The following is a 22121-nucleotide window of genomic DNA, read 5'->3' as shown; positions in this document are numbered from 1 at the left end:
ACGCTCCTGCCTGCCTAGCGGTGCCCTGTGGTTTGACGGAGGCCTTTTGCTTGCCAGCTGTTCGGGTGCGCGGGGCCGCGGCCGACGAGCTCGCCTGGGCACGGGGGCGCGCAACGCCGCCCTTGCCTCCTGCTCCCATGCGGGGAGCGGAGGCCCCACGGGCAAAGCCGCCGCCGGCAGAGCCCGGCCGCTTTGAGACGGGCTGCTTTGACGCGCGGGGGGCGGGGCGCGAAGAAGGCGCGGGGGCCTTCGCGCGCGCCTTCGATGAGCCCGCTGTCGAGGCACGACGGAAGGTCGGCTTCGACGTATTAGAAGCCGAGGAACTTGACTTCCGTTTGGAGCTCAACGCCATACGTCTCTTGAACCTTTCCGCGCACCGTTCGAATCACGTTAAGGACGTCCGACGCCGTAGCCGCGCCCTTGTTCACAATAAAGTTAGCGTGAACGGGAGACACTTCCGCGCCGCCCACGCAAAAACCCTTCAATCCACAATCCTCGATCAGCTTGCCCGCGCTTCCATCGGGAGGGTTGCGGAACACCGAGCCGCATGACGCCGCGGCCATGGGCTGCGTGCGGCGCCGCCGCGAGAGATAGCAATCCATCTTGGTACTGATGTCCTGCTTCAATGCGGGCGTGAGGCCGAGCGTCGCCTCGAGCACGATCTCTCCCGCAGGCAGGCTGCACGAGCGGTACCCCCAGGCAATCTGGTCGTGGTCGTAGCGGCAGATGCCCGTACCAGGTCGGTACGTCATCACGCTCTTCACCACCGAGCCGATCCACTCGTCGCGCGTCCCCGCATCCATGTTGATGGCGCCGCCGAGCGTGCCGGGGATGCCCACCGCGAACTCGAGCCCCGAAAGGCCCCTCGCGTAGGCATCGTTCACCACGCGCATGAGCACGGTCGCGGCACCTACCGTGAGCGTGCAGCCGTCCTCGGCGATGACCGTGCGGCCGAACTCGCGCCCCAGCATGATGACCACCCCGCGATAGCCATCGTCGGAGACGAGAATGTTGGACCCACGCCCCATGACCACCCAGGGCACGCCTTCCGCGTTCACGGTTTCGATGGCGCGCCTCAGCGCATGGTAGCTATGGCACGTCACGAGAAGCGACGCGGGCCCGCCGATGCGGTAGCTCGTATGGCGCGCGAGCTTCTCGTTCTCGAGCACGTCGGTATCGAGCGCCCCGATGAGCGCCATAGAGACGTTGAAGAGCCCCATAGGGCACTCACTACTCCTTGTTGGTGAGGTAGTCGATGAACTCGGGGCCCACCGTCGTCACGTCGCCTGCGCCCATGGTGATGAGCAGGTCGCCCGGTTCCACGATGTCGCTGAGCGCCTCGAGAAGCTGCATGCGACCGGGAACGTAGGACACGCTCTTTCCAGGATGGTGCGCACGCACCGTATCGGCAAGCATCTTGCTCGTCACGCCGGGAATGGGCATCTCCCCCGCGGAGAAGACGTCGATGAGCACGAGCTTGTCGGCATCGGCGAACGCGTCGGCGAAATCGTCGACGAGCGCCTGCAGGCGGGAGTAACGATGCGGCTGGAAGACCACGTCCACGTTCTTGAACCCAAGGCCGCGCGCCGCAGCGAGCGTCGCCTTGATCTCGGTGGGATGATGGCCATAATCATCGACCACGGTGATGCCATCGATGTCGCCCACGCGGGTAAACCGGCGACGCACGCCGGCAAACCCGGAAAGCGCCTCGGCGGCAGCGTGCGCATCGAGCCCGAGTACCCATGCCACCACGAGCGCCGCGGTAGCGTTGAGCAGATTGTGCGTCCCGGGGTTGCTCTTGATAACCACCTCGTGGGTCGTGCCGTCGGGAAGCGCCACCGTGCAAGCACCCTCGAGAGCATGCTCGTGCGCATGCGGGGTGCAGACGACATCATTCGCCGCATCGGTGCCATACGTGACCACACGACGGCCCGTCGAGCGGGCGAGCTCGGCAACATGGGGGTTGTCTCCGCAGACGACGACGGTACCCTCCTCGCCCACGAGCGACATGAACTTCGCAAACGTCTCCTCGATCTCCTCGAGCGACGAATAGTGGTCGAGATGGTCGGCCTCGATGTTCGTCACGACCACGACATCGGGATCAAGATAGAGGAAGGAGCTATCAGACTCGTCGGCCTCGGCAACGAAATACTCGCCCTGGCCGTTCCGCCCGTTTGTATCGTAGCCCTCGACGATGCCTCCGATGAGGAAGCTCGGGTCGAGCTTCATGCGGTCGAGCATCGTGGCGACCATGGACGACGTCGTCGTCTTGCCGTGGGTCCCGGCAACGGCGATCGTCGTGTACCCCTGCCCGAGCTCAGAGAGCATCTTGGCGCGGGGCCACACGGGAATATCGAGCTCTCGCGCACGCATGAGCTCGGGGTTGGTCTCGGGGATGGCGGTGGAGACGACCACGACATCGGGTTTCACGGCATCGATGGTGGCGGCGTCGTGACCGATATGGATATCAACGCCCGCGCGCGTGAGCTGACGAATATAGCGCGAGGTCTTGAGGTCGGAACCGCTCACCGCATAACCGCGCTCGTGAAGCACGAGGGCGATGCCGCTCATGCCCGCCCCGCCTACGCCGATAAAATGGACGCGGAACGAACCGGGGGCTTTCGGGGTGTCTACCATGTGGGGTTACTCCCTCTCTCTGGTCTGTAGTTCGACCCATTGATTGTAGGTGACAATCGCCGCCATGACAAAGGCGACACGCGACGCCCACGCCCAGCGGCGCGATATGCGCCGGCCACGCGCCGCACCGGGGTATCGCTGCGCGAGCTGAATCGATGCAGAGCCGCCAACGCCCGCGTGGAGCGAGAACCTGGCGAGGCCCTATGCGAGCGCCTCGAGGGCGTCGGCGAGGTTCTGGGCGGCACGGTCCTGCCCAAGCCCCTGCGCGGCAGCGCGCATACGGTCGCGGCGGGCAACGTCGGCCAAGAGGCCCAGCAGCGTGTCGGCGAAATCCTGGGAGTCGATCTGGGCATCCGGGCAGAGAAGCGCAGCCCCCGCGTCCACGAGGTAGCGAGCGTTCGTCGTCTGGTGGTCGGCGGTTGCATGCGGATAGGGAACGAGCACCGCGGGCACCGCAAGGGCAGCGATCTCGGCAATCGAGGACGCACCGGCGCGAGAGAGCACGAGGTCGGCCGCGGAGAGCACGTCGCCCATATCGTCGATGTAGGGGCGCACGCGGTAACGGGCGGCCTCCTCGGGCGTGAGCGCAAGCGCGCGCACGGTATCGTCGTAATCGTCTGCACCGGTGGAATGGAGCACGTAAACGTCGTCCCGTGCCAGCAGGTCCCGCTTAAGCGATATCAAGCGCTCGTTGAGGTGGTGCGCGCCGAGCGACCCGCCGAAGGCAACGAGGAGCGTCGCGCCGTCTGGGACATCGAGTGCGGCGCGACCGTGCGCACGATCGCCCGCGAGCACCGATGCACGCACGGGATTGCCTGTGAACTTGATGGCCGAAGCCGGTGCACCATGCTTCTCGAAAACCTCGGACACACTCGGCTGGGCGATGGCGATGAGCGCAGCACCTTTCGCCGACTGCTTGTTGGCAAGTCCGGGAACAGAGTTCTGCTCATGGAGCGCGTAGGGTATGCCGAGCTTGGCGGCGGCACGAACGAGTGGCAGTTCGATATAGGCGCCGAACCCGATGACCACATCGGGGCGAAGCGATGGGTCGCGCTTGAAATCGCGTACGATGCGCCCCTCCGCACGCGCGAGGTGCATAAGCGCGGTGATGAGCGTCCAGGGCCGTTCCCGGTCGAAGCCCGTCACGTGCACGGGCGTGAAGTCGAACCCGGCCTCGGGCACGAGCGTGCCCTCGAGCCTGCGGGACTCGCCATAGAATCGCACCGTGTGCCCGCGGCGCCGGAGCTCCTCTGCAAGAGCGAGGGCGGGGTTCACATGCCCGGCGGTGCCGCCTGCGGCAATCGCTATGTTCAGGTTAGCGGCCATGGGGCCCCCTTCTCTTCGATGGGTCATCGCCACCATCATAGCGCCTCTGGGGGCCGCGCGAGCGCAGGCGGTCGGCGGGATCTGCCCCAAGGTTCACACGTTCATAGGATCCACCGCGCTCAAAGGATTGCGTCCTGCCCGAAGAGGGCCGGGCGTTCCGAGTGGCGCGGTCTGCCGCACCGCCGCCGCGGCTCGCGGAACCCGTGCGGCCAGCGCGCCCCTCCGAGCGCCCCATCGGCCGGGCCCCTTCACCGGGCGCAACGAAGCCGGTACCGTCGACCACGCTGAAGCCATCATGCCGGCGCGCCGAGCGCGGGCGGGCTGCGCCAGCGGTGCTCCCCTCGATGGTTCCGGGATCGCCGCCATCTGACACGGGCGCTCCCTCCCCCATCACGCGGAAGCCTGCGCGGCGGGCGTCGTAGACCGTCTTGGGATTGCTTTCCAAAGAGACGCGCATGATGAGTCCGGCAAGCGCGAGCATGCCGATCATCGCAGAACCGCCATACGAGATGAACGGCAGCGGCTTGCCCGTCATGGGCGTGACGCCCAAGATGCCGAGCATGTTGACGAGGAACTGGATCATGAGCATGACCGAGCAACCGGAGGCGATGAGCCTTCCCTGAACCGTGGGCGACTGGCTTGCGATCTTGAGACCCGCATAGATGAGCAGGGCGAAGACCGCGAAGAAGATGGCGACGCCCACGAACCCGAGCTCCTCGCCGATGATGGCGAGGATGTAGTCGTTGTGAGCCTCGGGGAGGTAGTTGTACTTCATGGTCGAGTTGCCGATGCCGCGGCCGAAGATGCCGCCGGAAGCGAAAGCCATGATGGCCAGGGTCGCCTGGTAGCCGTCTCCATATGGGTCGGCCCAGGGATCGCTCACCGTGAAGACGCGCGCGGCGCGGTAGCTCGACGAGAAGATGAATATGGCGCCGATGAGCGCGCCCACGAGCAGCACGAATCCGATGAGCTTGTAGGAGAACCCAGCGAAGTAGCACATGACGAATACGGTGCCCGCGATGATAAGGCAGGTGCCGAAATCTGGCTCGAGGATGATAGCGATGAGCGGGACGATGACGCATACCGCGAGCATCTTGAACATGACTGCGGCATCAATGGACTGTTCCTCATAGTACTCATGCAAGATCTTCGCCGCGGTGACGATGATCACGCTTTTGGCGAACTCCGAAGGCTGGAGTTGACCGATGAGCGGCAACTCGACCCAACGCGTGGCGCCGCCGACGTTCCGCCCGAACACGAGCACGGCGACGAGCAGAAGCACGATGCCGCCCCAAGCCCACCACGCAAGATGGGAGCGCATGGTGGCGAGCGGGATGCGCGAAAGCACCGCCGCGAGCGTGAGGCCCGCCGCGATGAAGAACGCCTGACGCTCGAGGAAGAAGGTCGAGCTCCCGTATTCGCTGAGCGCCTCGACAGACGAGGCCGAGTACACCATGAGGAGGCCGAAAGCAAGGAGGGCGGCCAGACACGCGATGAAGACGAGCCGGGGGCGCATGATGCGCGCCGGCACGCCGGCGATGAGGCGCTCTCCGATCGCGGAGTGCTCCCCCGCCTCCCGGCGCGCGCGGCCACCCATGCGCCCGTGGCGCCGGGAGCGCTTCTCAGCCGGCGCATCCGCCGATGCACCGGTTTGCTGCCTTGGTTCCTCTGCCATTACCGTCCCTATCGGTCTTGCCGTAAAAACACCTTATGCGGACTCGGCATCCCGCCCGAGTGCCGCCACGAGCTCCTTGAAGGCGCGCCCGCGCTCCTCGAAGCCCGAGAACTCGTCAAACGAGGCGCAGGCGGGAGAAAGCAGGACCACGTCGCCCCGTTCGGCAAGCGAGCGTGCCACGTCCACGGCGTCAGCGAGGTCCTCGGCCTCGGCCACGTCGATATCATGGCGGCCGGCTGCCTCCACGAAGGCGTCGAGGAAACGCTGGCGGGCGTCGCCGAAGCAGACCACGGCCCTCACCGTGGAATGCACGACATCCTCGACGAACTCTTCGAGCGGCGTGCCCTTGTCGCTGCCGCCGAGCAACAGCACCACGGGCTCGTCGGGAAAGGCGGTGAGCGCCTTTTCGACGGCATCGGTATTGGTAGCCTTGGAATCGTTGATGTAGCGCACACCGTCGATCTGCGCGACAGGCTCGATACGATGCTCGAGAGCCGTAAACGAGACGAGCGCCGCGCGGACATCCTCGTCCGAAGCGCCGACCCACAGTGCCGCCGCAGCCGCCGCGAGCGCGTTGAGCTCGTTGTGCGCGCCCCGGATGCGAAGCTCGGCGGTGGGAACCAAGCGGTGCTCCACGCCGTTCAAGCGCACCACAAGCACGCCTTCATCGCAAAACGCCGCGGAGGCGGCCCCGGAATCATCATGCGAAAGCTCGCAGACGGCAGCACCCGTCGAGCGCGCCGCAGAAAGCGCAGCTCGGGCGCCCGCATCTTCCACGCACACAACAGCAAGATCGCCGGGTTCCTGGTTGGCGAAGATCTTGCGCTTGGCGGCGGCATAGGCATCGAGCGTGCCATGCCATGCCAGATGGTCGGGCGTGATGTTCATGAGCACCGCGACGCGCGGATGCAACATGCTCGTCGTTGCCAGCTGGTAGCTCGAAAGCTCTGCAGCGAACCATGAGCCGGGAGCGCGGTCGTCCACGGCAGCGATCGGCGCCAGGCCGATGTTGCCCACCGCGACCGAGGCACGGCCGGACTCATTCAAGATATGGTTGACAAGCGAGGTCGTCGTGGTCTTGCCGTTGGTGCCGGTGACAGCGATCCAGTGCTCGGGCGAGAGGCGCCACGCAAATTCGGGCTCGCCCATGATGGCAAGCGCATGCTCGCGGCCGCGCGCGAAGAACGCGGAGAACTCCGAGATGCCCGGGCTCGCCACGCATACATCGTAGTCACCTTCGACCAACTCTGTGCCGAAGACGAAGCGCACCCCTGCGGCCCCGAGCGCATCCGTTTCGGCGGAGGGGGCAGAAGCCGCCCCGCCGTATACGGTAACCGAGCGCACGCGCTCACCAAGGTGCGCCGCGCCCCAGCGGGCAACGGCCAGGCCCGTAGACCCGAGCCCGAGTACAAGCAGGTCGAAGCTTTCTGGCAGCAGCATGAAGGACCACTATCCCAACTGGAAGAAGACCGCGAGGCCAAGCGCGCCGAAGGCGGCCGCGATGATCCAGAAGCGGATGACCACCTTCGTCTCGGCCCAACCCTTCTTCTCAAAATGATGATGAATGGGTGCCATGAGGAAGACACGCTTGCCCGTGAGCTTGAAGCTCACGACCTGGATCATGACAGAGAGCGTCTCGATGATGAAAAGCCCGCCCACGATGAGCGACACGACCTCGGTGTTGGTCATGACGGCGACGCAGGCGAGCGCCGCGCCGAGCGCGAGCGAGCCGGTGTCGCCCATGAAGATGCTCGCCGGATAGCAGTTGAACCACAAAAAGCCAAGGCAGGCACCCGCGCACGCGGCGCAGAAGATGGTGAGGTTCGAATCGTTGCAGATGAAGCACACTGCAGCCATCACGAGCATCGCGATCATGGACGTTCCGCCCGCAAGACCGTCGAGGCCGTCGGTGAGGTTGACCGCATTGGAGAGCCCCACGATCAACAGCCAGGTAAAGATCATGTAGAGCCACGGGATATGGAAGGGCTCGCCGGCGATATCGACCGTCGTGGTGAGCACGCCGAGGTCGACGGAAAGGCCGCCCGGGAACCGCACGACGGGCTCGACGCCGCACCAGTTGATCGAAAGAAGGCAGAAGAGCACGCAGATGAGGGTGAGGCCGATCATCTTGGCGTGCGGGGTGAGGCCAAGGGAGCGCCCGTGGGTAACGGAGGTGAGGTCGTCGATAAGGCCGAGGACTCCGGTAGCCAGCGTGGCGATGAGCACAAGTGCCAGCTCTGCGGTGAGCCTGCCCATGACGAGGCAGGTGATCGCCAGGGCGACGAGGATGACGACGCCACCCATCGTGGGGGTACCCTGCTTGATGAGGTGCTGCTCGGGGCCGTCGGCGCGCACCTGCTGTCCGAAGTGCTCGATCCTCATGACGCGAATCCACAGCGGCATGATCACCGCAGCGATTACCGCTGCGACGGCGAGCGAGATGAATGCCTGATAGGTTGGATAGGCAGCGTTTCCGAGCATTAGCAGACCTCCTCGACGAGGCGATCGAGCCCCAGGAAGCGGGAGCCCTTCACGAGCAGCGTATCATCGGAGCGGAGCGACTGCCGCACGAGTTCCGTAGCGCGTGCGGTATCGCCGGCAATCGCGACGGAGCGGGCAGGCATGCCCATGAGGCGCGCCGCAGCGGCCATCTCCTCTGCGCAGGCCGTGCCCACGCACACGAGCAGGTCGGGCTTCTTCGCTGCCGCATAGGAGCCTACGAGCGCATGCAGGCGGGGCCCTTCTTCGCCAAGCTCGCCGATCTCGCCGAGAACGGCGATGCGGCGGCCGGAGACGGGAAGCATCTCGAGGAGATCGAGCGCCGCAGCCGTGGACTCGGGGCTCGCGTTATAGGTGTCGTCGATTACGCGGGCACCGCACGCGGCACGACGGAGCTCCTGACGGCGGCCGGTAATCGCCAGGCGCTTGAACGCCGCCTCCATCGTCGCGGCATCGATGCCCAGGCGTTCCGCAAGGGCGGCGGCGAGCACGGCATTGGAGACCGATTGCGCCCCGGTAACCGCCAACGTGATGCGCGCGGACTCACCGGAGGCGAGCAGAAGGTCGAAGCTCGGATGGCCCTCGACGTCCAGCTCGATATTCGACGCGCGAACCTCGTCGTCTGCGCCCGTCCCGGCAAGGACCACCTCGACCGCCGCAGGAAGGGCGAACTCGTCGCGAATGAATGGCGTGAAGTCGTCCTCGCCCGAAAGCACGAGCACGGGAGCGGTACCGGGCACCCCGGCCTCGGAGCCGCTTGGCACGGGCCTCATGCCCGAGACGATCTCTGCTTTAGCGCGCGCGATGTTCTCACGGCTCCCCAGCATGCCGATATGCGAGGTGCCCACCTTGGTGATCACCGCCAGCGAGGGCTCGGCACATGCAGCAAGGCGCTCGATCTCGCCACGGGCGTTCATACCCATCTCGAGCACGAGCACCTGCGTATCGCGCGGAGCACTCAAAATCGAGAGCGGCAAACCGATCAGGTTGTTGTAGTTGCCCTTCGTGGCCCAGACGCGGAAGCGAGCGCCCAGAAGCGCCGCCAAGAAGTCCTTCGTCGTGGTCTTGCCGATCGACCCGGTGACGCCCACGACGGTGCAGGCGAGCTCGGCACGGTAGACATGGGCAAGGCGCAGGAGGAACTCCTGGGCATCGTCCGCTACCAATACGGCGCAACCGGCCGCTTCCGCCTGCTCGAGCAAGGTGTTCTCAGGCGTCCGGGTGAGCACCACGGCAGCCGCGCCCGCACTCACCGCCTGGGGCGCGAAGTCGTTACCGTCAACGCGCTCACCAGAAAATGCCACGAACAGGCCGTCGCGCTCGACAAGGCGCGAATCGATGAAGCAACCCCGGCAGATACGGGCGGGGTCGCCGGCAACAACGCTGGCACCCGTAGCTCCCGCGATAGTCTCTACGGTGAACTCAAACATGAAATCCCCTCAATCAAGTTCCATCAGCTGCGTATTGTACCGTAGCGACCTAGATGCCCGGGCGCGCCGGCGCGGAACGCACAAGGTGTGCAAGCTCGGGCGCGAACCACCTCGCCCCGAGCGCAGCCAAGCTCGTGGCGCCTGGCGGCACCGGCCGCGGCCGCACGCTTGTTATGAACGCGTTCGCTTGACGCCCAGCACCGAAAGCGCTTGCTCCATGATGGTCTTGAATGCCGGCGTGGCGGCCGAGGAGTGGTACGGCGTGCCGTCGAGGGTGATGTAGGCAAGGGCCGCCGGCTCGCTTGCCGGGGCGAACCCGATGAAGGACGACATGTAGTTACCCTTCTGGTAGCCACCGGACGCGTCTGCGCGCTGGGCGGTACCGGTCTTGCCCGCAACGTCATACCCCTCGATCGCAGCCCCTGAACCGGTTCCCTCGTCCACGACGGTGATCATCATCGATTTCACGAGCTCGGCCGTCTCTGCGCTGATGGCGCTCGCCTCCCCGTCGCTCCAATCGAGCTCCTCGCCGTGCTTCGACTTCAAGAAATGCGGGGTCGTCATGACGCCGCCGTTCGCTATGCCGCACACCGCCCGGGTGACCTCGATCGGCGAGACGGAAATGCCCTGCCCGAAAGACATCGATCCCAGGCTCGAGCCGTCATACTCGCTGCGCTCGCGCACGATGCCGGTGGACTCGCCCGGAAAATCGATGCCCGATTTGGTCCCGATGCCATAGGCGTCGAGGTACTCGGCGAAGTTATCCGCTCCGATCTTCTGGCCCACGAGCACCATTCCCGTATTCGAAGACCTCCGCATAATCTCGCGGAGCGTCATGGTCATGGCATAGTCGCGGTCGTCGATGTCGTTCACCCAGTCGTCGCCGACCTTGACCTCGGCCGGAACGTCGAAGGTGGTGTCGGGCGTCATGAGCCCCAGATCGATGCCCATGCCGCTCACCAGCGTCTTGAACACGGAACCCGGCTCATAGGCGTCCGTCACGACGCGCAGGTTCATGTCGGCGGCGTTCGTGTTCGCCAGATCGGTCTGGTCGTACGTGGGGCACGAGCAGCAGGCGAGGATCTCGCCCGTCGCGGGATCGCACACGATGACCGATCCGTAATCCGCGCCCGAGCTCTCGACCGCGTCGGCAAGCGCCTGCTCCGCGGCGCTCTGTATGTTCACATCGAGCGTGAGCACGAGGTCGGTGCCGTCTTTGGCAGACACCTTCTCGTACGCGCCGCCCGCGATATACGAGCCATCGCGGGCCCGCTCGCGGACGATGGAGCCGTTCGTGCCCGTAAGCACATCGTCGTAGTAGCTCTCCAAACCGGAGACGCCCTCGTTGTCGATGTTCACCACGCCAATCACCTGAGAGGCGAGCGTGCCGTACGGGTACACGCGCTTCATGGTCTGCTCAAATTCGATGCCCTTGATGCCGCGCTCCGAGAGCGCATCGGCGATATCCTGGTCGACCTGGCGCTTGATGTAGACGAAGGTTGTGTCGCGCGTGACCTTCTCGCGGCACGTCTCCTCGTCGACGCCCAATAGTTCGACGAGGGCGCTCACCGCCTCGTCGGCATCTTCCACGAGCTTGGGGTTGGCATAGACGTTCTGGCACTCGACGCTCGAGGTGAGCACGTTGCCGTTGCGGTCGTAGATGGTGCCGCGCTTGGCAAAGAGGGTCTGGCGCGAGAGGCGGCGCTCGTCGGCGCGCTTCCGGTACGTTTCGGCGTTCACGATCTGGTAATCCGCGAGATTCCAGAGGCCGAGCGCCATGCCTAAGCCGAGTGCCCCCATCACGACGGCACGTCGCGGGATGCCCTCGTGGTCAAGGTCGCTATGAAGCAGGTCGACCTGCGGGCGCGTGCCGCGGGGAGGCCTTCCGGAACCTCCGCCGCCCCGGGTGCCACCCCGTGCCGGGCCGAGGGTATCGGAACCCAAGCCGCCTCGCATCATCCCGCCTTCATGGCGCGCTGCGCCACGGGGGGAACCGCCACGGGGGGAACCGTAGGGCTGCCCTGAACGACCGACATGGGAACGGGACCCACGCTGCGACGCATCGCGCGGGGCCCCTCCCCGAGACATCGATTCGTATCTTTGATTGAATGCATCACGACGCGGACGCGACGAACCTCTACGGCTGGACCGCCCGTCGTCTCGTCCGCTCCCGGTATACCGGTCGCGCGCCATTGCTACCTCCCGGGACCTATTGGGCTGTGTCGGCGCTCGATGCCCCGGACGACCCTGCATCCGCAGCATCGGCGGCTGCCGCGCCGGCGCCCTGGTCATCGGTTGAACCCGCCTGCGCGGAGGCATCCTGGCTCAGATCGAGCACCGTCGTGTCCTCCGGCTCGACCATGCCGAGCGTTCCGGTTGCAAGATCGCGGATGCGTGTATCGGCTCCATAGACCGAGTTCATGACCTCGAGGTTCGAGCTCTCGTCCTGCGCCGTCTCGAGCGAGCTGTTAAGCGCGGCATTCGTGTTGAGCACCGATGCCGTAACGCCCGCGATAGCGACGCGCGCGATGCCGATAGCGAAGAAGAGCGCGACGAGCGCGCAGAAGACCTTCACCACATGGGTGAAGACAGGGCTCACGACCTGGTTAGCCTCGCGGCCCTCACCCGTATAGACGTCGAAGCGCGGGCGCTCAGCGGGCGCCGCGCCCGTTTCGGGGCGAGCTGCCGGAGCCGGCATCGCCTCGAAGTCGTAGGCATACGCCGCATTGGAATCGTAGTACGCCATGGTACGCATGCCTCCCATCCCGGTGCGTTAGTGGTGCGTTTACGGTACGTTTCTGGTGCGGTGCGGGATGGAACCTAAGATAAGCGGGCGTTGCGCTCACAAGCGCTCGGCCACGCGGATCTTGGCAGATCTCGCTCGCGGGTTGCGCTCGACCTCTTCGGTTGTGGCAACCAGCGGTTTTCTCGTCAATACCTTGAGTGTCGGCACGTTTCCGCACATGCAGACCGGAAGTTCCGGCGGGCAGGTGCAGCCCCGGCTTCGCTCCTGGAAGACGTGCTTCACGATGCGGTCCTCAAGCGAGTGGTACGAGATGACGCAGATGCGCCCTCCCGGATTGAGCCAGCGCACCGCTGCCTCGAGGCCGCGCTCGAGAACATCGAGCTCATGGTTGACCTCGATGCGTATCGCCTGGAAGCTCTTGCGCGCGGGATGATGCCCGTGCCGGCGCGCCGCCGCGGGAATCCCCGCTTTGATGGCCTCGACGAGCTCTCCCGTGGTCTCGATGGGGCTGAGCTGCCGACGCCGCACGATCTCTCGCGCGATCTTGTCGGCGAACTTCTCCTCACCGTATACGCGAAGGATCCGGGCGAGGTCGGCTTCGTTATAGGTGTTGATGACCTCAGCTGCGTTTAAAGGGTTGTTACCCGGGTCCATACGCATATCAAGCGGGGCATCCTCGTGGTATGAGAAGCCCCTTCCAGGGATATCAAGCTGCGGGCTCGAAACGCCCAAGTCGAAGAGGATGCCATCGATGCCGGGCACCTCGGCCCGGCACAGAAGCTCGTCAAGGTCACCGAAGTTCCCCTTCAAGAGCTTCAAGGGCACGCCCGGCGCCTCTGATGCAAGGCGCGTGCGGGCGGCGGCGAGTGCCATGTCATCCTGGTCGATGCCGATGAGGAGCCCCTCCTCGCCCACCTGCGCGGCCATCTTCACAGAATGGCCGGCGCCGCCGAGCGTGCAGTCGCAGACGGTGGAGCCCTCGCTCAGGCGAAGCGCTTCGAGCACTTCCTGGAGCATGACGGGTTCATGCCGATATTCAGGTGTCAACGTAGCCATGTCCGTTTGCTCCCGGTTACTCGTCGAAGAACAGGTCCTCGTCCCCTTCATCATCCGCATCGGCTTCAGCCCACTTCGCGCGATCCCAGATCTCGAGATGGTCCCAGTTTCCGACCACGGTGACCTCGCGATTGAGGCCAGCCTTCTCGCGCAGCGTCTCGCTCAGACCAATACGCGAAGCGGAGTCGATATCCATCGGCGTCGCCCGCGCCATGATCTTGCGCATGAGCGCCTGATCCTCGCGCTTGCGGGAATTGAAGCCTCCGCGCTTTTCGAAGAGGCCCAGTGCCCAATCCTCGAACTTCTCGTTCGAGAACACGTACAAGGCATCGACGTCCGGTGCAGGCAACACGTACACATGCTCGCCGAGCTCAGAGCGAATGGCAGCAGGCAGGGATAAACGGCCTTTGGCATCGAGATTGCGCTCGAACGTCCCGGCAAACATCTCTGCTGCGCCCTCCTCTCGGTTGCTCGGTTAGGGCTCGTACGGGGAACCACCCCGGCTGTCGACGCATTCAATAGTATGGTTTGAAGCGATTTTTAGCAACATTTTTTCCCACTTTCTCCCCCACCGGTTCCCACACCTCCACCAACGGACACCGGCTCCCCAAATGGGGAAACCAACCTGAGCACGACATATTGTGTTTGGATGGCAGTGGGCGCCCTACCGCTTGATGGACGAGCGACAACCCTAACCTTCAACCTCACCTTGAGGCGATTTTTCCGCACGATGGAGCGGGCGTGCGCAAGATATGGAGACCGCAGGTCGGCTGCAAAGCTTGCACTTCCGGCTCTTCTCGCACCGCCCGGGCACCCAGCACCATGAGACAGATTAATGAGACAGATTGACCCGGTACAACTGTCTCACATGAGACAGATTAACCCGGCACAACTGTCTCACGCCGGGCAGCACCCCCGCGCGTGACTGCCTCGCCATACACGAGACAGATTGACCCGGCACAACTGTCTCACATGCCTCGCTAGGCGCGGGGGTGGGCGGCGAGGTAGACCTCTTGCAGCTGGCTCCGGTCCAGGTGCGTGTAAATCTGCGTGGTTGAGATATCGGCATGCCCCAAGATCTCTTGCAGCACGCGCAGGTCGGCGCCGCCGGCGAGCAGGTGCGTCGCGAATGAATGCCGAAGGGTGTGCGGATGCAGCCCCTCGATACCAACGAGGCGCCCGTAGCGCTCGCACGTAGCATGCACCGACTGCCGGGAAATGCGCCCGCCATTCTTGTTGAGGAACACGGCGGCACTGCCGCGCCGCGCGCGGTCATGCGCCGCGAGCTCCGCCCGCGGGCCTGCGAGGTATGCCGCGAGCGCGGAGCGCGCGCTCCCCACGATGGGCACGACCCGCTCTTTAGACCCCTTGCCGAACACGCGCATGAACTCATCGTCGAGATAGAGGTCGCGCAAATCGAGGCCGCAAAGCTCGCTCACCCTCAGTCCGCAGCCGTAGAGGACCTCGAGCTCGGCCCGATCGCGGGCGCCCGCCGGCGTTGCGGGGAACGGTTGGTCGAGCAGGGCGCGGGCATCTTCAACGGAGATGAAGTCCGGCAAGCGCTCCTCTTTTTTGGGCAAACGCACCGACGCCGTGGGATGCGCGGTCGAGAGCCCCTCGCGCGCCATGAAGGCATGGAGCCCCTTGACGGCGGAAAGGGCGCGCACGATCGAGGCATCCGCGTAGCCAGCATCTCGCCGCGCCGCCACGAATGCGTCGATGTCGCGCTTGCTCACGGCGTCGGGCTCGTCTATGCCCCTCTCGCAAAGGAAGGCCAGATACGCCGCAAGGTCGCGCCGATAGGCAGAGAGCGTGTTCTTCGCCAGATTCCGCTCGACCGCCAGCGAGGTGAGGTACTCCCCCGCCGCCTGTTCGAGCGCAGACGGCGCCCGACCCGCCTCGCTGAAGGCGGAACCAGGCGCCGAACCGGCATTTCGCTCGCTATGTCGAAGCGCGACCAAAACCCTACGCCGCGGGCGCGTTCTTGAGCGTGACCTCGAGACGGTCGATGCCCTCGTGATAGCCCACCGCGGCGCGCGTGAACTCGCGGAAGAGCGGCTGTGGGCGGGTGGGACGGCTCTTGAACTCGGGGTGCGCCTGCGTGGCGACGAACCACGGGTGCACGTCGCGCGGCAGCTCGATCATCTCGACCAGGCGCTCATCGGGCGAGATGCCCGAGATGACGAGCCCCGCCTCCTCGAGCTCATCGCGGAAGGCGTTGTTGAACTCATAGCGATGGCGATGGCGCTCGTACACGAGCTCCTCGCCATAGGCCTCGCGCACGAGCGAGCCCTCGGCAAGCTTTGCAGGATAGGCACCCAGGCGCATGGTGCCGCCCTTCTCCGTGACGTCCTCCTGAGAGCTCATGAGGTCGATCACGGGATGCGCGCACTCAGGCTCGAACTCGGTGGAATTGGCGTCGGCGAGACCGGCTACATCGCGCGCGAACTCGCACACCGCCACCTGCATGCCAAGGCAGAGGCCAAGGTAGGGAATCTTGTTCTCGCGCGCGAAGCGGGCCGCGCAGATCTTGCCCTCAAGGCCGCGCACGCCGAAGCCGCCGGGAACCACGATGCCCGACGCATCGCCCAGCACCTCCCGGCACGAATCCCAGGTAAGCTCCTCGCCATCCACAAGCTCAACGTCCACATGGCGGTCGTAGAAGATGCCCGCATGCCGTATGGCCTCGATCACCGAGAGATACGCATCGGGGAGCTGGGTGTACTTGCCCACCACGGCCACCTTTACGGCATCCTCATGATGGTTGGCGTGGTTCTTCTTCTCGAGGAAGGCATCCCATTCGGTCATGTCGCGCTCGCGCGGATCGAGCCCCAGACGCTCGCAGACGCGCAGGTCGAAGTCCTGCTCGGCAAACATGCGCGGCACGTCGTAGATGGAGGCGCAGTCCTCGTTGGTGAACACGCAGTCCACGTCCACATCGCAGAAGCTTGCGATCTTAGCGCGAATGGCATCGTCGATCTCGTGGTCGCTGCGCAGCACGATGATATCGGGCTGAATGCCAAAGCTGCGAAGCTCCTTCACGCTATGCTGCGTGGGCTTGGTCTTGACCTCGTGGGCGGCGGCGATGTAGGGCACGAGGCTCACGTGGATGTAGCAGACGTTCTCCGCGCCGGCGTCTTTCTTGTACTGGCGAATGGCCTCCACGAAGGGCTGGCTCTCGATATCGCCGATCGTGCCGCCGAGCTCGGTGATCACCACATCGGAGCCGGTCTGCTCCTCGATGCGGCGGAACTTGTCCTTGATGGCGTTCGTGACGTGCGGAATCACCTGCACGGTGCCGCCCAGGAAGTCGCCGCGGCGTTCGCGATGGATGAGCGAGCGGTAGATGGCGCCTGTGGTGAAGTTGGAGTCGCGGGTAAGGTTCTCGTCGATGAAGCGCTCGTAGTGACCAAGGTCGAGGTCGCTCTCATAGCCATCTTCGGTCACGAAGACCTCGCCGTGCTGGAACGGGCTCATGGTACCCGGGTCCACGTTGAGGTACGGGTCGGCCTTCTGCATGGTGACCTTGTATCCCCGGCTCTTGAGCAGGCGTCCGAGCGAAGCGGCCGTGATGCCCTTGCCCAACGACGAAACGACGCCACCGGTTACAAAGATGTGCTTTGTCATTATGTTGTACCTGCGCTTCCCGTAGTAGGACCCTCGCCCGCACCTCGCGCGGACGCTCTGTACTTACGGGCTTTCATGGTACCACTCGCGCTTGCGCGGCGCGGCGGCGCCCGGGAATTTTCTCAGTCGTAACCATACCGGGCCGGACCGCCCGGGCGGCCCGGCCGCCCCGAACGCCCTCAAGAAAACGGTCCGGTATAATGGTCTCGTCCCACCACCGTGCGAATGGAGAGATATGCTATCCACCTCCGTCATCCGGCGCGGGCGGCGCCTCGCCGCCGCGGGCCTGCTCGCCGCGGCCATGGCCGCGGGCCCCGCGACCGTCTACGCGGACGACGCCTCGGCCCTCGCCGACAACGTCGAATCCGAACAGGCAACCGCCGACAAGGCCCAGGACGCCGTCGACGCGGCGGAGGCCGACCCCACGACCGCCAACGTCAACGCGGCCATCGCCGTGCTATCGGCCGACGGGCCCGCACCGAGCTATACCTTCGACGGCGTCAGCTCGCAGGCGTCTACCCAGTTTTTGTTCGCCCAGCTCCAGATGCAGCTCTCCCTTCAGGCAAAACAGGAAGCAGCCCAGAAGCTCGAGGAGATCAAAGCGCAGCAGGAACGGGAGCAGGAACTCGCGAGCGTCATCCAGGAGCTGCGGATCCTAAGCAGCAAGGCCTCAACCACGGACACCGTCGACCTCTCGTCCGACCTCGCGGCGCGCATCCAGGCCCTCGGGGTCAGCGCGACCGCCGGAAAGGTCACGAAGAATCAGATCGACACCGTCATCGCCTCGCTCGAAGAAGAGCAGGATCGCATCGAGTCAAGCATCCAGAACCAGATGGTCTACGTGCAGGACTTCTTGGGCCAGTACAACTCCTACCTGCAGGGCTCCCAATCCTCGATCCAATCGGCGAACGAGACGCTCAAGGCCGTCGCACGCGGAACCGTCGATGAGAGCGATGCCGCGTCCAGCACGATCAGTGACCTCACGGCACTCGCCTCCAGCATCAACGACCAGCTCGAGACGAAGCGCGCCGAACTCGAGGAAGCCCTTGCCAACCAGGCGGACGGGGACGGCTCGACGAGCGTGAAGGACCTGTTCGACCAGTACGACAGCCTCGTCGAGCAGCAGTCGCTCGTCAGCGAGCAGCTCGCAAGCGCGCTCGCCTCCACCTCGGCCAGCGGCACCACCGAGGGCGCGTCGGGTGACGCCTTCGGCATGGCGGCGCTCGGGGCGGGTGTCGGCGCCGTCGCGGGCGCGGGCGCGTGCTACGCCGTCATGCGCCGCCGCGCCGGCGCGCGTGACGAGGTCGCCTAGCCCATGCAGGCGTCGGTCATCATCGGGGCGGCGGCGCTGGTCGCCGCCCTCTACGGCGCATGGCACGACAGGACCGCCGGCACGCCGCTCTTCTTTCGCATCGTGACGTTCGGGGTCGCCTGCTATGCGCTGAGCACGTGCTACGACGCGCTCAAGGACCTCATCGTTGCCACGGACTCCCTTCCCGCGCTCGCGCTCCAGCAGGGATCGGTCCTTGCGGGGCCCGCCGAAAGCGCGATGCCCCTCGTGACCGGTGCCGCGGGCTTCTCCATCGGCCTCGTGGGCTACGCGGGCATGTTCTTCTTCATCTTCTCATCCTATTTCGGGGCGCTCGACAGCCTCGCCGACGGAGGCGAACGCAGGCTGCGCGCCTATCGCTGGAGAGCCCTGGCGGCGCCGCTCGCGCTCGCCGCCATCGCCGGCGCGCTGAGCTCGGTCGCGGGCATCGAGCCGTTCGCGCTCGCCGCGCTCATACCGGCCGCGGGCACGTCGTACTTCGCCGCCAAGCACCTGATCATGCCCGACATCGAGATGGGCATCATCCGCGTCATGCGGCCCTACAACGCCTGCATGCTCGCTCTCTGCATGCTCCAACCGGCCGTTCTCCTGCTCTCGGGAGGCATCGGCCACCTTGCCGCCTGCGTGCTCGCCGCCGCGGCGACGCTCGCCGTCCTTCCCCTCGCGGCGATGGGGGTGCGCAAATGGTTTCAATAGCCTTCATCTGCTTCGCCGTGCCGCTCGTGCTCATGCTCCCCGTGCTTCGCGGGCGGGCGCGATGGCTCATCTCGTATCTCCTCATCGGGTCGTACCTCACCGTGTGCGCCGGCATGGTCAACGGCCTCATACGCGCGGCGCTCGGCATCAGCTCGCTCGAGCTCTCGCTCTCCGTCGCCCCCATCACCGAAGAGGCCCTGAAGGCGCTCCCCGTCCTCGTCTACGCGCTGGCCGTCAGCGACCGCCGCGACGACGTGCTCCCCCTCGCCTTCTCGTGCGGCGTGGGCTTCGCCATCACCGAGAACGCCTACCTCATGATGAGCGCCGGTGCCGCGGCCTCGGTCTCGTGGGCGCTCGTGCGCGGGCTCGCCACGAGCCTCATGCACGGCGTCTGCACGCTCGCCGTCGGATTCGGCATCACGTATGTGCGCCGGCAGCGCAAGCTCTTCTATACGGGGATCTTCGGCCTGCTCGCTGCCGCGATCACCTACCACGCGACCTTCAACCTGCTCATCAGCGCATCCGGCGTATGGTGCGCAGCGGGGCTCGCCCTGCCCCTCGCCACCTACGCGCCCGCGGTCCTCTCCTATGCGCTCCGCAAGCGGGCGGGCGAATCGGGCGGGCGTCGGCCCTAGAGCTCCCTAGAGCTCCACGTCCATCCCTAAAGCTCCACGCTCATGAGGGCGTGCACCACGTTGAACCCGCCCTCGCGCCGGTACCAGAGCGCCTCCGTCTTCGACCGCACGAGCAGGATGCCCAGCCCGCCCGGCTCGAGGTCCGCGCCATCGCCCGACACGCGGGGCGCGGGCGGTTCCGTGGGATCGAAGGGAACCCCCGCATCCGCCAGGACGATGTGGAGCGCGCCGCGCGCCTCGTCGAAGGCGAAGCGCGCCCGGACCGGAACGGGGTGATACCGCTACCATAAAAATCGACAGTTAGGCTACCGCATCCCGTCAGTCGCGCTACCGCATTCTCGACATCGGCGCTACCACACTTTCGCCAACCGCGCTACCGGAAATATGCTTGCCCCAACAATGGAACCGTTGGGAGGAGCACGGTTGGAGAGGAATGTTATGGGAGAGCTGAACGTGTACAGGCAGCTCGGCATCAAGCCGAACTTCACGCAGATCGGCAAGAAGTACGGGCTGCACAGGCAGACGGTCGCCAAGTACTGGCGCCGGGGAGAGGAGATCGAGGACCGCAGGCGCGACAAGGAGAGCGCGTTCGACGAGTTCAGAGACGTGATAGAGAGCAAGGCGGCGATGCCGGGGGTCACGAAGAAGGCCATACACGAGTTCCTGCTCGATCGGCACCCCGACGCGGCGCTGCCCAAGTACGGGGCTTTCACGAAGTACTGCCGGGAACGGGGGATCGAGTGCCCGCCCGCCGCCGCGCCGGAGCCCCACCCGCGGTTCGAGACGCCGCCGGGGCGCCAGCTGCAGTTCGATTGGAAGGAGGGCCTGCGGATGGTCGACGCCAACGGCGAGGTCTTCGAGTTCAACGTGTTCAGCGCGGTCCTCGGCTTCTCGCGCTCGCACCGCTTCGTCTACTCCAGGACCCGCACCGAGGACGACCTGCTCGCCTGCCTGCTCTCCACGTTCGTGCGGTTCGGCGGGGTGCCCGACGAGGCCATCACCGACAACATGGCCGCGCTCGTCACGTTCTCGGGCGGCAGGCGCGTCAGGTCCGAGCGCGCGTGGCGCTTCGCCAAGGAGGCCGGCTTCGAGCTGAAGCTCTGCAGGGCGTCGACCCCGCAGACCAAGGGCAAGGACGAGAGCTCGAACCGCTTCGTGAACAGGCTCCTGGCCTACGACCACGACTTCGAGGGCGAGCAGGGCCTGATCGACGCGATCGCGCGCATCGAGGCGAGAAGCAACGCCGAGCCCAACGAGACGACGGGGCTGCCGCCGGCGGTGCTGTTCATGAAGGAGAAGGAGCACCTGCGCCCCATCGGGAACCTGCGCGTGCTGCAGGGCATGATCGGCAGCGTCAGCGTGCAGAAGGTGCCCGCGACCATGCTCGTGCGCGCGGCCGGGAGGCAGTGGTCGGTGCCCCGCTCCTGCATCGGCAAGAAGGTCAACGTCGTCGCGATGCCCTCCGGGCAGGTGCGCGTGACGCTCGACGGGGAGGAGGTCGCCGTGCACGACACGGCGGCGCCCGGTCCTATCGTATACGCGGAGGAGCACTACGTCGAGGCGCTGTCGGGCAAGTCCTGGTTCGGCGACTCCGACATACGCGAGGCGGCCCGCGCGAACCTCGAGCTCCTCGACCGGCTGGGAGGCGAGTAGCATGGGGGCGCTGAGCGAATCGAGCCCCTACATGAGGGCGCGGGCCAACCTCTCCGAGCTCAAGCTCGACCGGATGTGCGCAGCCATGCCCGACTACGTGCGCATGGTCGCCGACGGCGAGCGAGACTTCGCGCAGGCCGTGGCCGAGATGACGCAGGCGGAGGTCGCCGCCAGGCGCGAGCGCATCATGCGCCAGCGCATACGCTCGTCGGGCTTCCCGTACGTGAAGACGCTCGCCGACTTCGACTGGTCCTTCCAGCCGAGCGTGCCCAGAGCCAAGGTCGAGGAGCTGGCGACGCTGCGGTTCATGGACGGGGCGGAGAACGTCCTGCTGGTGGGGAGCCCGGGCGTGGGAAAGACCCACCTTGCGGTGGCGATCGGCATCGAGGCCGTCAAGGCGGGCCGCGAGGTGCGCTTCACCGACTGCGCCAGGCTGGTCGAGGACCTGAAGGACGCCTCGTCGCGCGGGATACTCAAGAACAGGCTGAAGTACTACGCGCACTCTAAGCTCCTCGTGGTCGACGAGCTGGGCTACCTCGACATCGACGAGCAGGGCGCCGACCTCATGTTCCAGCTGGTGTCGACGCGCTACGAGCAGCGCTCGACCATCATAACCACCAACGTCGGCATAGGCGGCTGGTCGAAGGTGTTCGGAGACGAGGTGACCGCGGGCGCCATCGCGGACAGGGTCTGCCACCACTGCACCCTGATAAAGATCACGGGCAGGTCCTACAGGCTCAAGGACCTGCCGGCCGACAAGAGGAGGGAGGGGTGATCGAATGCGGCGAAAGTGCGGTGCCGCCAATGACGG

General features: G+C 65.6%; 18 protein-coding genes and 1 pseudogene. 5 read left to right on the top strand and 14 right to left on the bottom strand.

All coding sequences use genetic code 11. The annotated features are described in order from the left end of the window. Positions 1–308: 308 nt before the first annotated feature. The 13 genes from murB to HGEM_RS04165 form a co-directional block, all read right to left on the bottom strand. Positions 309–1220 (bottom strand): UDP-N-acetylmuramate dehydrogenase, encoded by a 912-nt coding sequence (gene murB / locus HGEM_RS04225; RefSeq protein ID WP_019128168.1) that lies wholly within the window; start codon positions 1218–1220, stop codon positions 309–311. Positions 1221–1230: 10 nt separating this feature from the next. Beyond that, complete coding sequence (gene murC, locus HGEM_RS04220; RefSeq protein WP_019128167.1) at positions 1231–2637, bottom strand: UDP-N-acetylmuramate--L-alanine ligase; 1407 nt, start codon at positions 2635–2637, stop codon at positions 1231–1233. Positions 2638–2838: 201 nt separating this feature from the next. After that, a complete protein-coding gene (murG, locus tag HGEM_RS04215; protein WP_019128166.1) occupies positions 2839–3963 on the bottom strand; it encodes an undecaprenyldiphospho-muramoylpentapeptide beta-N-acetylglucosaminyltransferase in 1125 nt (374 codons plus the stop codon). Beyond that, positions 3953–5638, bottom strand: coding sequence for a putative lipid II flippase FtsW (gene ftsW / locus HGEM_RS04210; RefSeq protein ID WP_019128165.1), 1686 nt, complete (start codon positions 5636–5638; stop codon positions 3953–3955). The genes murG and ftsW overlap by 11 nt, the downstream gene beginning before the upstream one ends. Positions 5639–5671: 33 nt before the next feature. Next, positions 5672–7078, bottom strand: a complete 1407-nt coding sequence (gene murD, locus HGEM_RS04205; RefSeq protein WP_019128164.1) for a UDP-N-acetylmuramoyl-L-alanine--D-glutamate ligase — start codon at positions 7076–7078, stop codon at positions 5672–5674. A 9-nt stretch (positions 7079–7087) separates the two neighbouring features. After that, on the bottom strand, positions 7088–8119 hold the full coding sequence (gene mraY, locus HGEM_RS04200; RefSeq protein WP_019128163.1) for a phospho-N-acetylmuramoyl-pentapeptide-transferase: 1032 nt from the start codon (positions 8117–8119) through the stop codon (positions 7088–7090). Then, entirely contained in the window at positions 8119–9567 is a 1449-nt protein-coding gene (locus HGEM_RS04195) for a UDP-N-acetylmuramoyl-tripeptide--D-alanyl-D-alanine ligase (RefSeq protein ID WP_019128162.1), read from the bottom strand. Before HGEM_RS04195 ends, mraY begins: the two co-directional genes overlap by 1 nt. A gap of 171 nt (positions 9568–9738) precedes the next feature. After that, positions 9739–11511, bottom strand: coding sequence for a peptidoglycan D,D-transpeptidase FtsI family protein (locus tag HGEM_RS04190; protein WP_338081885.1), 1773 nt, complete (start codon positions 11509–11511; stop codon positions 9739–9741). A gap of 265 nt (positions 11512–11776) precedes the next feature. Next, on the bottom strand, positions 11777–12322 hold the full coding sequence (locus tag HGEM_RS04185; protein ID WP_230197219.1) for a cell division protein FtsL: 546 nt from the start codon (positions 12320–12322) through the stop codon (positions 11777–11779). Between the two features lie 87 nt (positions 12323–12409). After that, complete coding sequence (rsmH, locus tag HGEM_RS04180; protein ID WP_019128158.1) at positions 12410–13369, bottom strand: 16S rRNA (cytosine(1402)-N(4))-methyltransferase RsmH; 960 nt, start codon at positions 13367–13369, stop codon at positions 12410–12412. A 16-nt stretch (positions 13370–13385) separates the two neighbouring features. Next, entirely contained in the window at positions 13386–13814 is a 429-nt protein-coding gene (locus HGEM_RS04175; RefSeq protein ID WP_019128157.1) for a division/cell wall cluster transcriptional repressor MraZ, read from the bottom strand. 535 nt (positions 13815–14349) lie between these two features. Continuing rightward, positions 14350–15330: a tyrosine recombinase gene (locus HGEM_RS04170; RefSeq protein ID WP_019128156.1), complete on the bottom strand. Its 981-nt coding sequence runs from the start codon at positions 15328–15330 to the stop codon at positions 14350–14352. Between the two features lie 4 nt (positions 15331–15334). Continuing rightward, entirely contained in the window at positions 15335–16996 is a 1662-nt protein-coding gene (locus HGEM_RS04165; protein ID WP_019128155.1) for a CTP synthase, read from the bottom strand. A 235-nt stretch (positions 16997–17231) separates the two neighbouring features. On the opposite strand from HGEM_RS04165, the gene HGEM_RS09710 reads away from it, so the two are divergent. Genes HGEM_RS09710 through HGEM_RS10340 form a run of 3 tightly spaced genes read left to right on the top strand, consistent with a single transcriptional unit; the run spans position 17232 to position 19657 of the window. Further along, positions 17232–18308, top strand: coding sequence for a hypothetical protein (locus HGEM_RS09710; protein WP_019128154.1), 1077 nt, complete (start codon positions 17232–17234; stop codon positions 18306–18308). A 3-nt stretch (positions 18309–18311) separates the two neighbouring features. Continuing rightward, positions 18312–19022: a hypothetical protein gene (locus HGEM_RS10345; RefSeq protein ID WP_019128153.1), complete on the top strand. Its 711-nt coding sequence runs from the start codon at positions 18312–18314 to the stop codon at positions 19020–19022. Beyond that, the gene (locus tag HGEM_RS10340) at positions 19010–19657 is read left to right on the top strand and encodes a PrsW family glutamic-type intramembrane protease (RefSeq protein ID WP_019128152.1); all 648 of its coding nucleotides are present in this window, start codon (positions 19010–19012) and stop codon (positions 19655–19657) included. The genes HGEM_RS10345 and HGEM_RS10340 overlap by 13 nt, the downstream gene beginning before the upstream one ends. 26 nt (positions 19658–19683) lie before the next feature. Here HGEM_RS10340 and HGEM_RS09970 read toward each other — a convergent pair. Then, positions 19684–19911, bottom strand: a pseudogene (locus tag HGEM_RS09970) (ATP-binding protein); the annotation flags it as partial. A 184-nt stretch (positions 19912–20095) separates the two neighbouring features. Between HGEM_RS09970 and istA the strand changes: the two are divergent. Next, entirely contained in the window at positions 20096–21310 is a 1215-nt protein-coding gene (gene istA, locus HGEM_RS04145; RefSeq protein WP_019128150.1) for an IS21 family transposase, read from the top strand. A gap of 31 nt (positions 21311–21341) precedes the next feature. Next, positions 21342–22085 (top strand): IS21-like element helper ATPase IstB, encoded by a 744-nt coding sequence (istB, locus tag HGEM_RS04140; RefSeq protein ID WP_230197218.1) that lies wholly within the window; start codon positions 21342–21344, stop codon positions 22083–22085. Positions 22086–22121 lie beyond the last annotated feature (36 nt).

Origin of the sequence: Enorma massiliensis phI, from assembly GCF_000311845.1 — a bacterium.
Taxonomy (GTDB): domain Bacteria; phylum Actinomycetota; class Coriobacteriia; order Coriobacteriales; family Coriobacteriaceae; genus Enorma; species Enorma massiliensis.
This window is presented reverse-complemented; position numbering and strand designations above follow the sequence as displayed.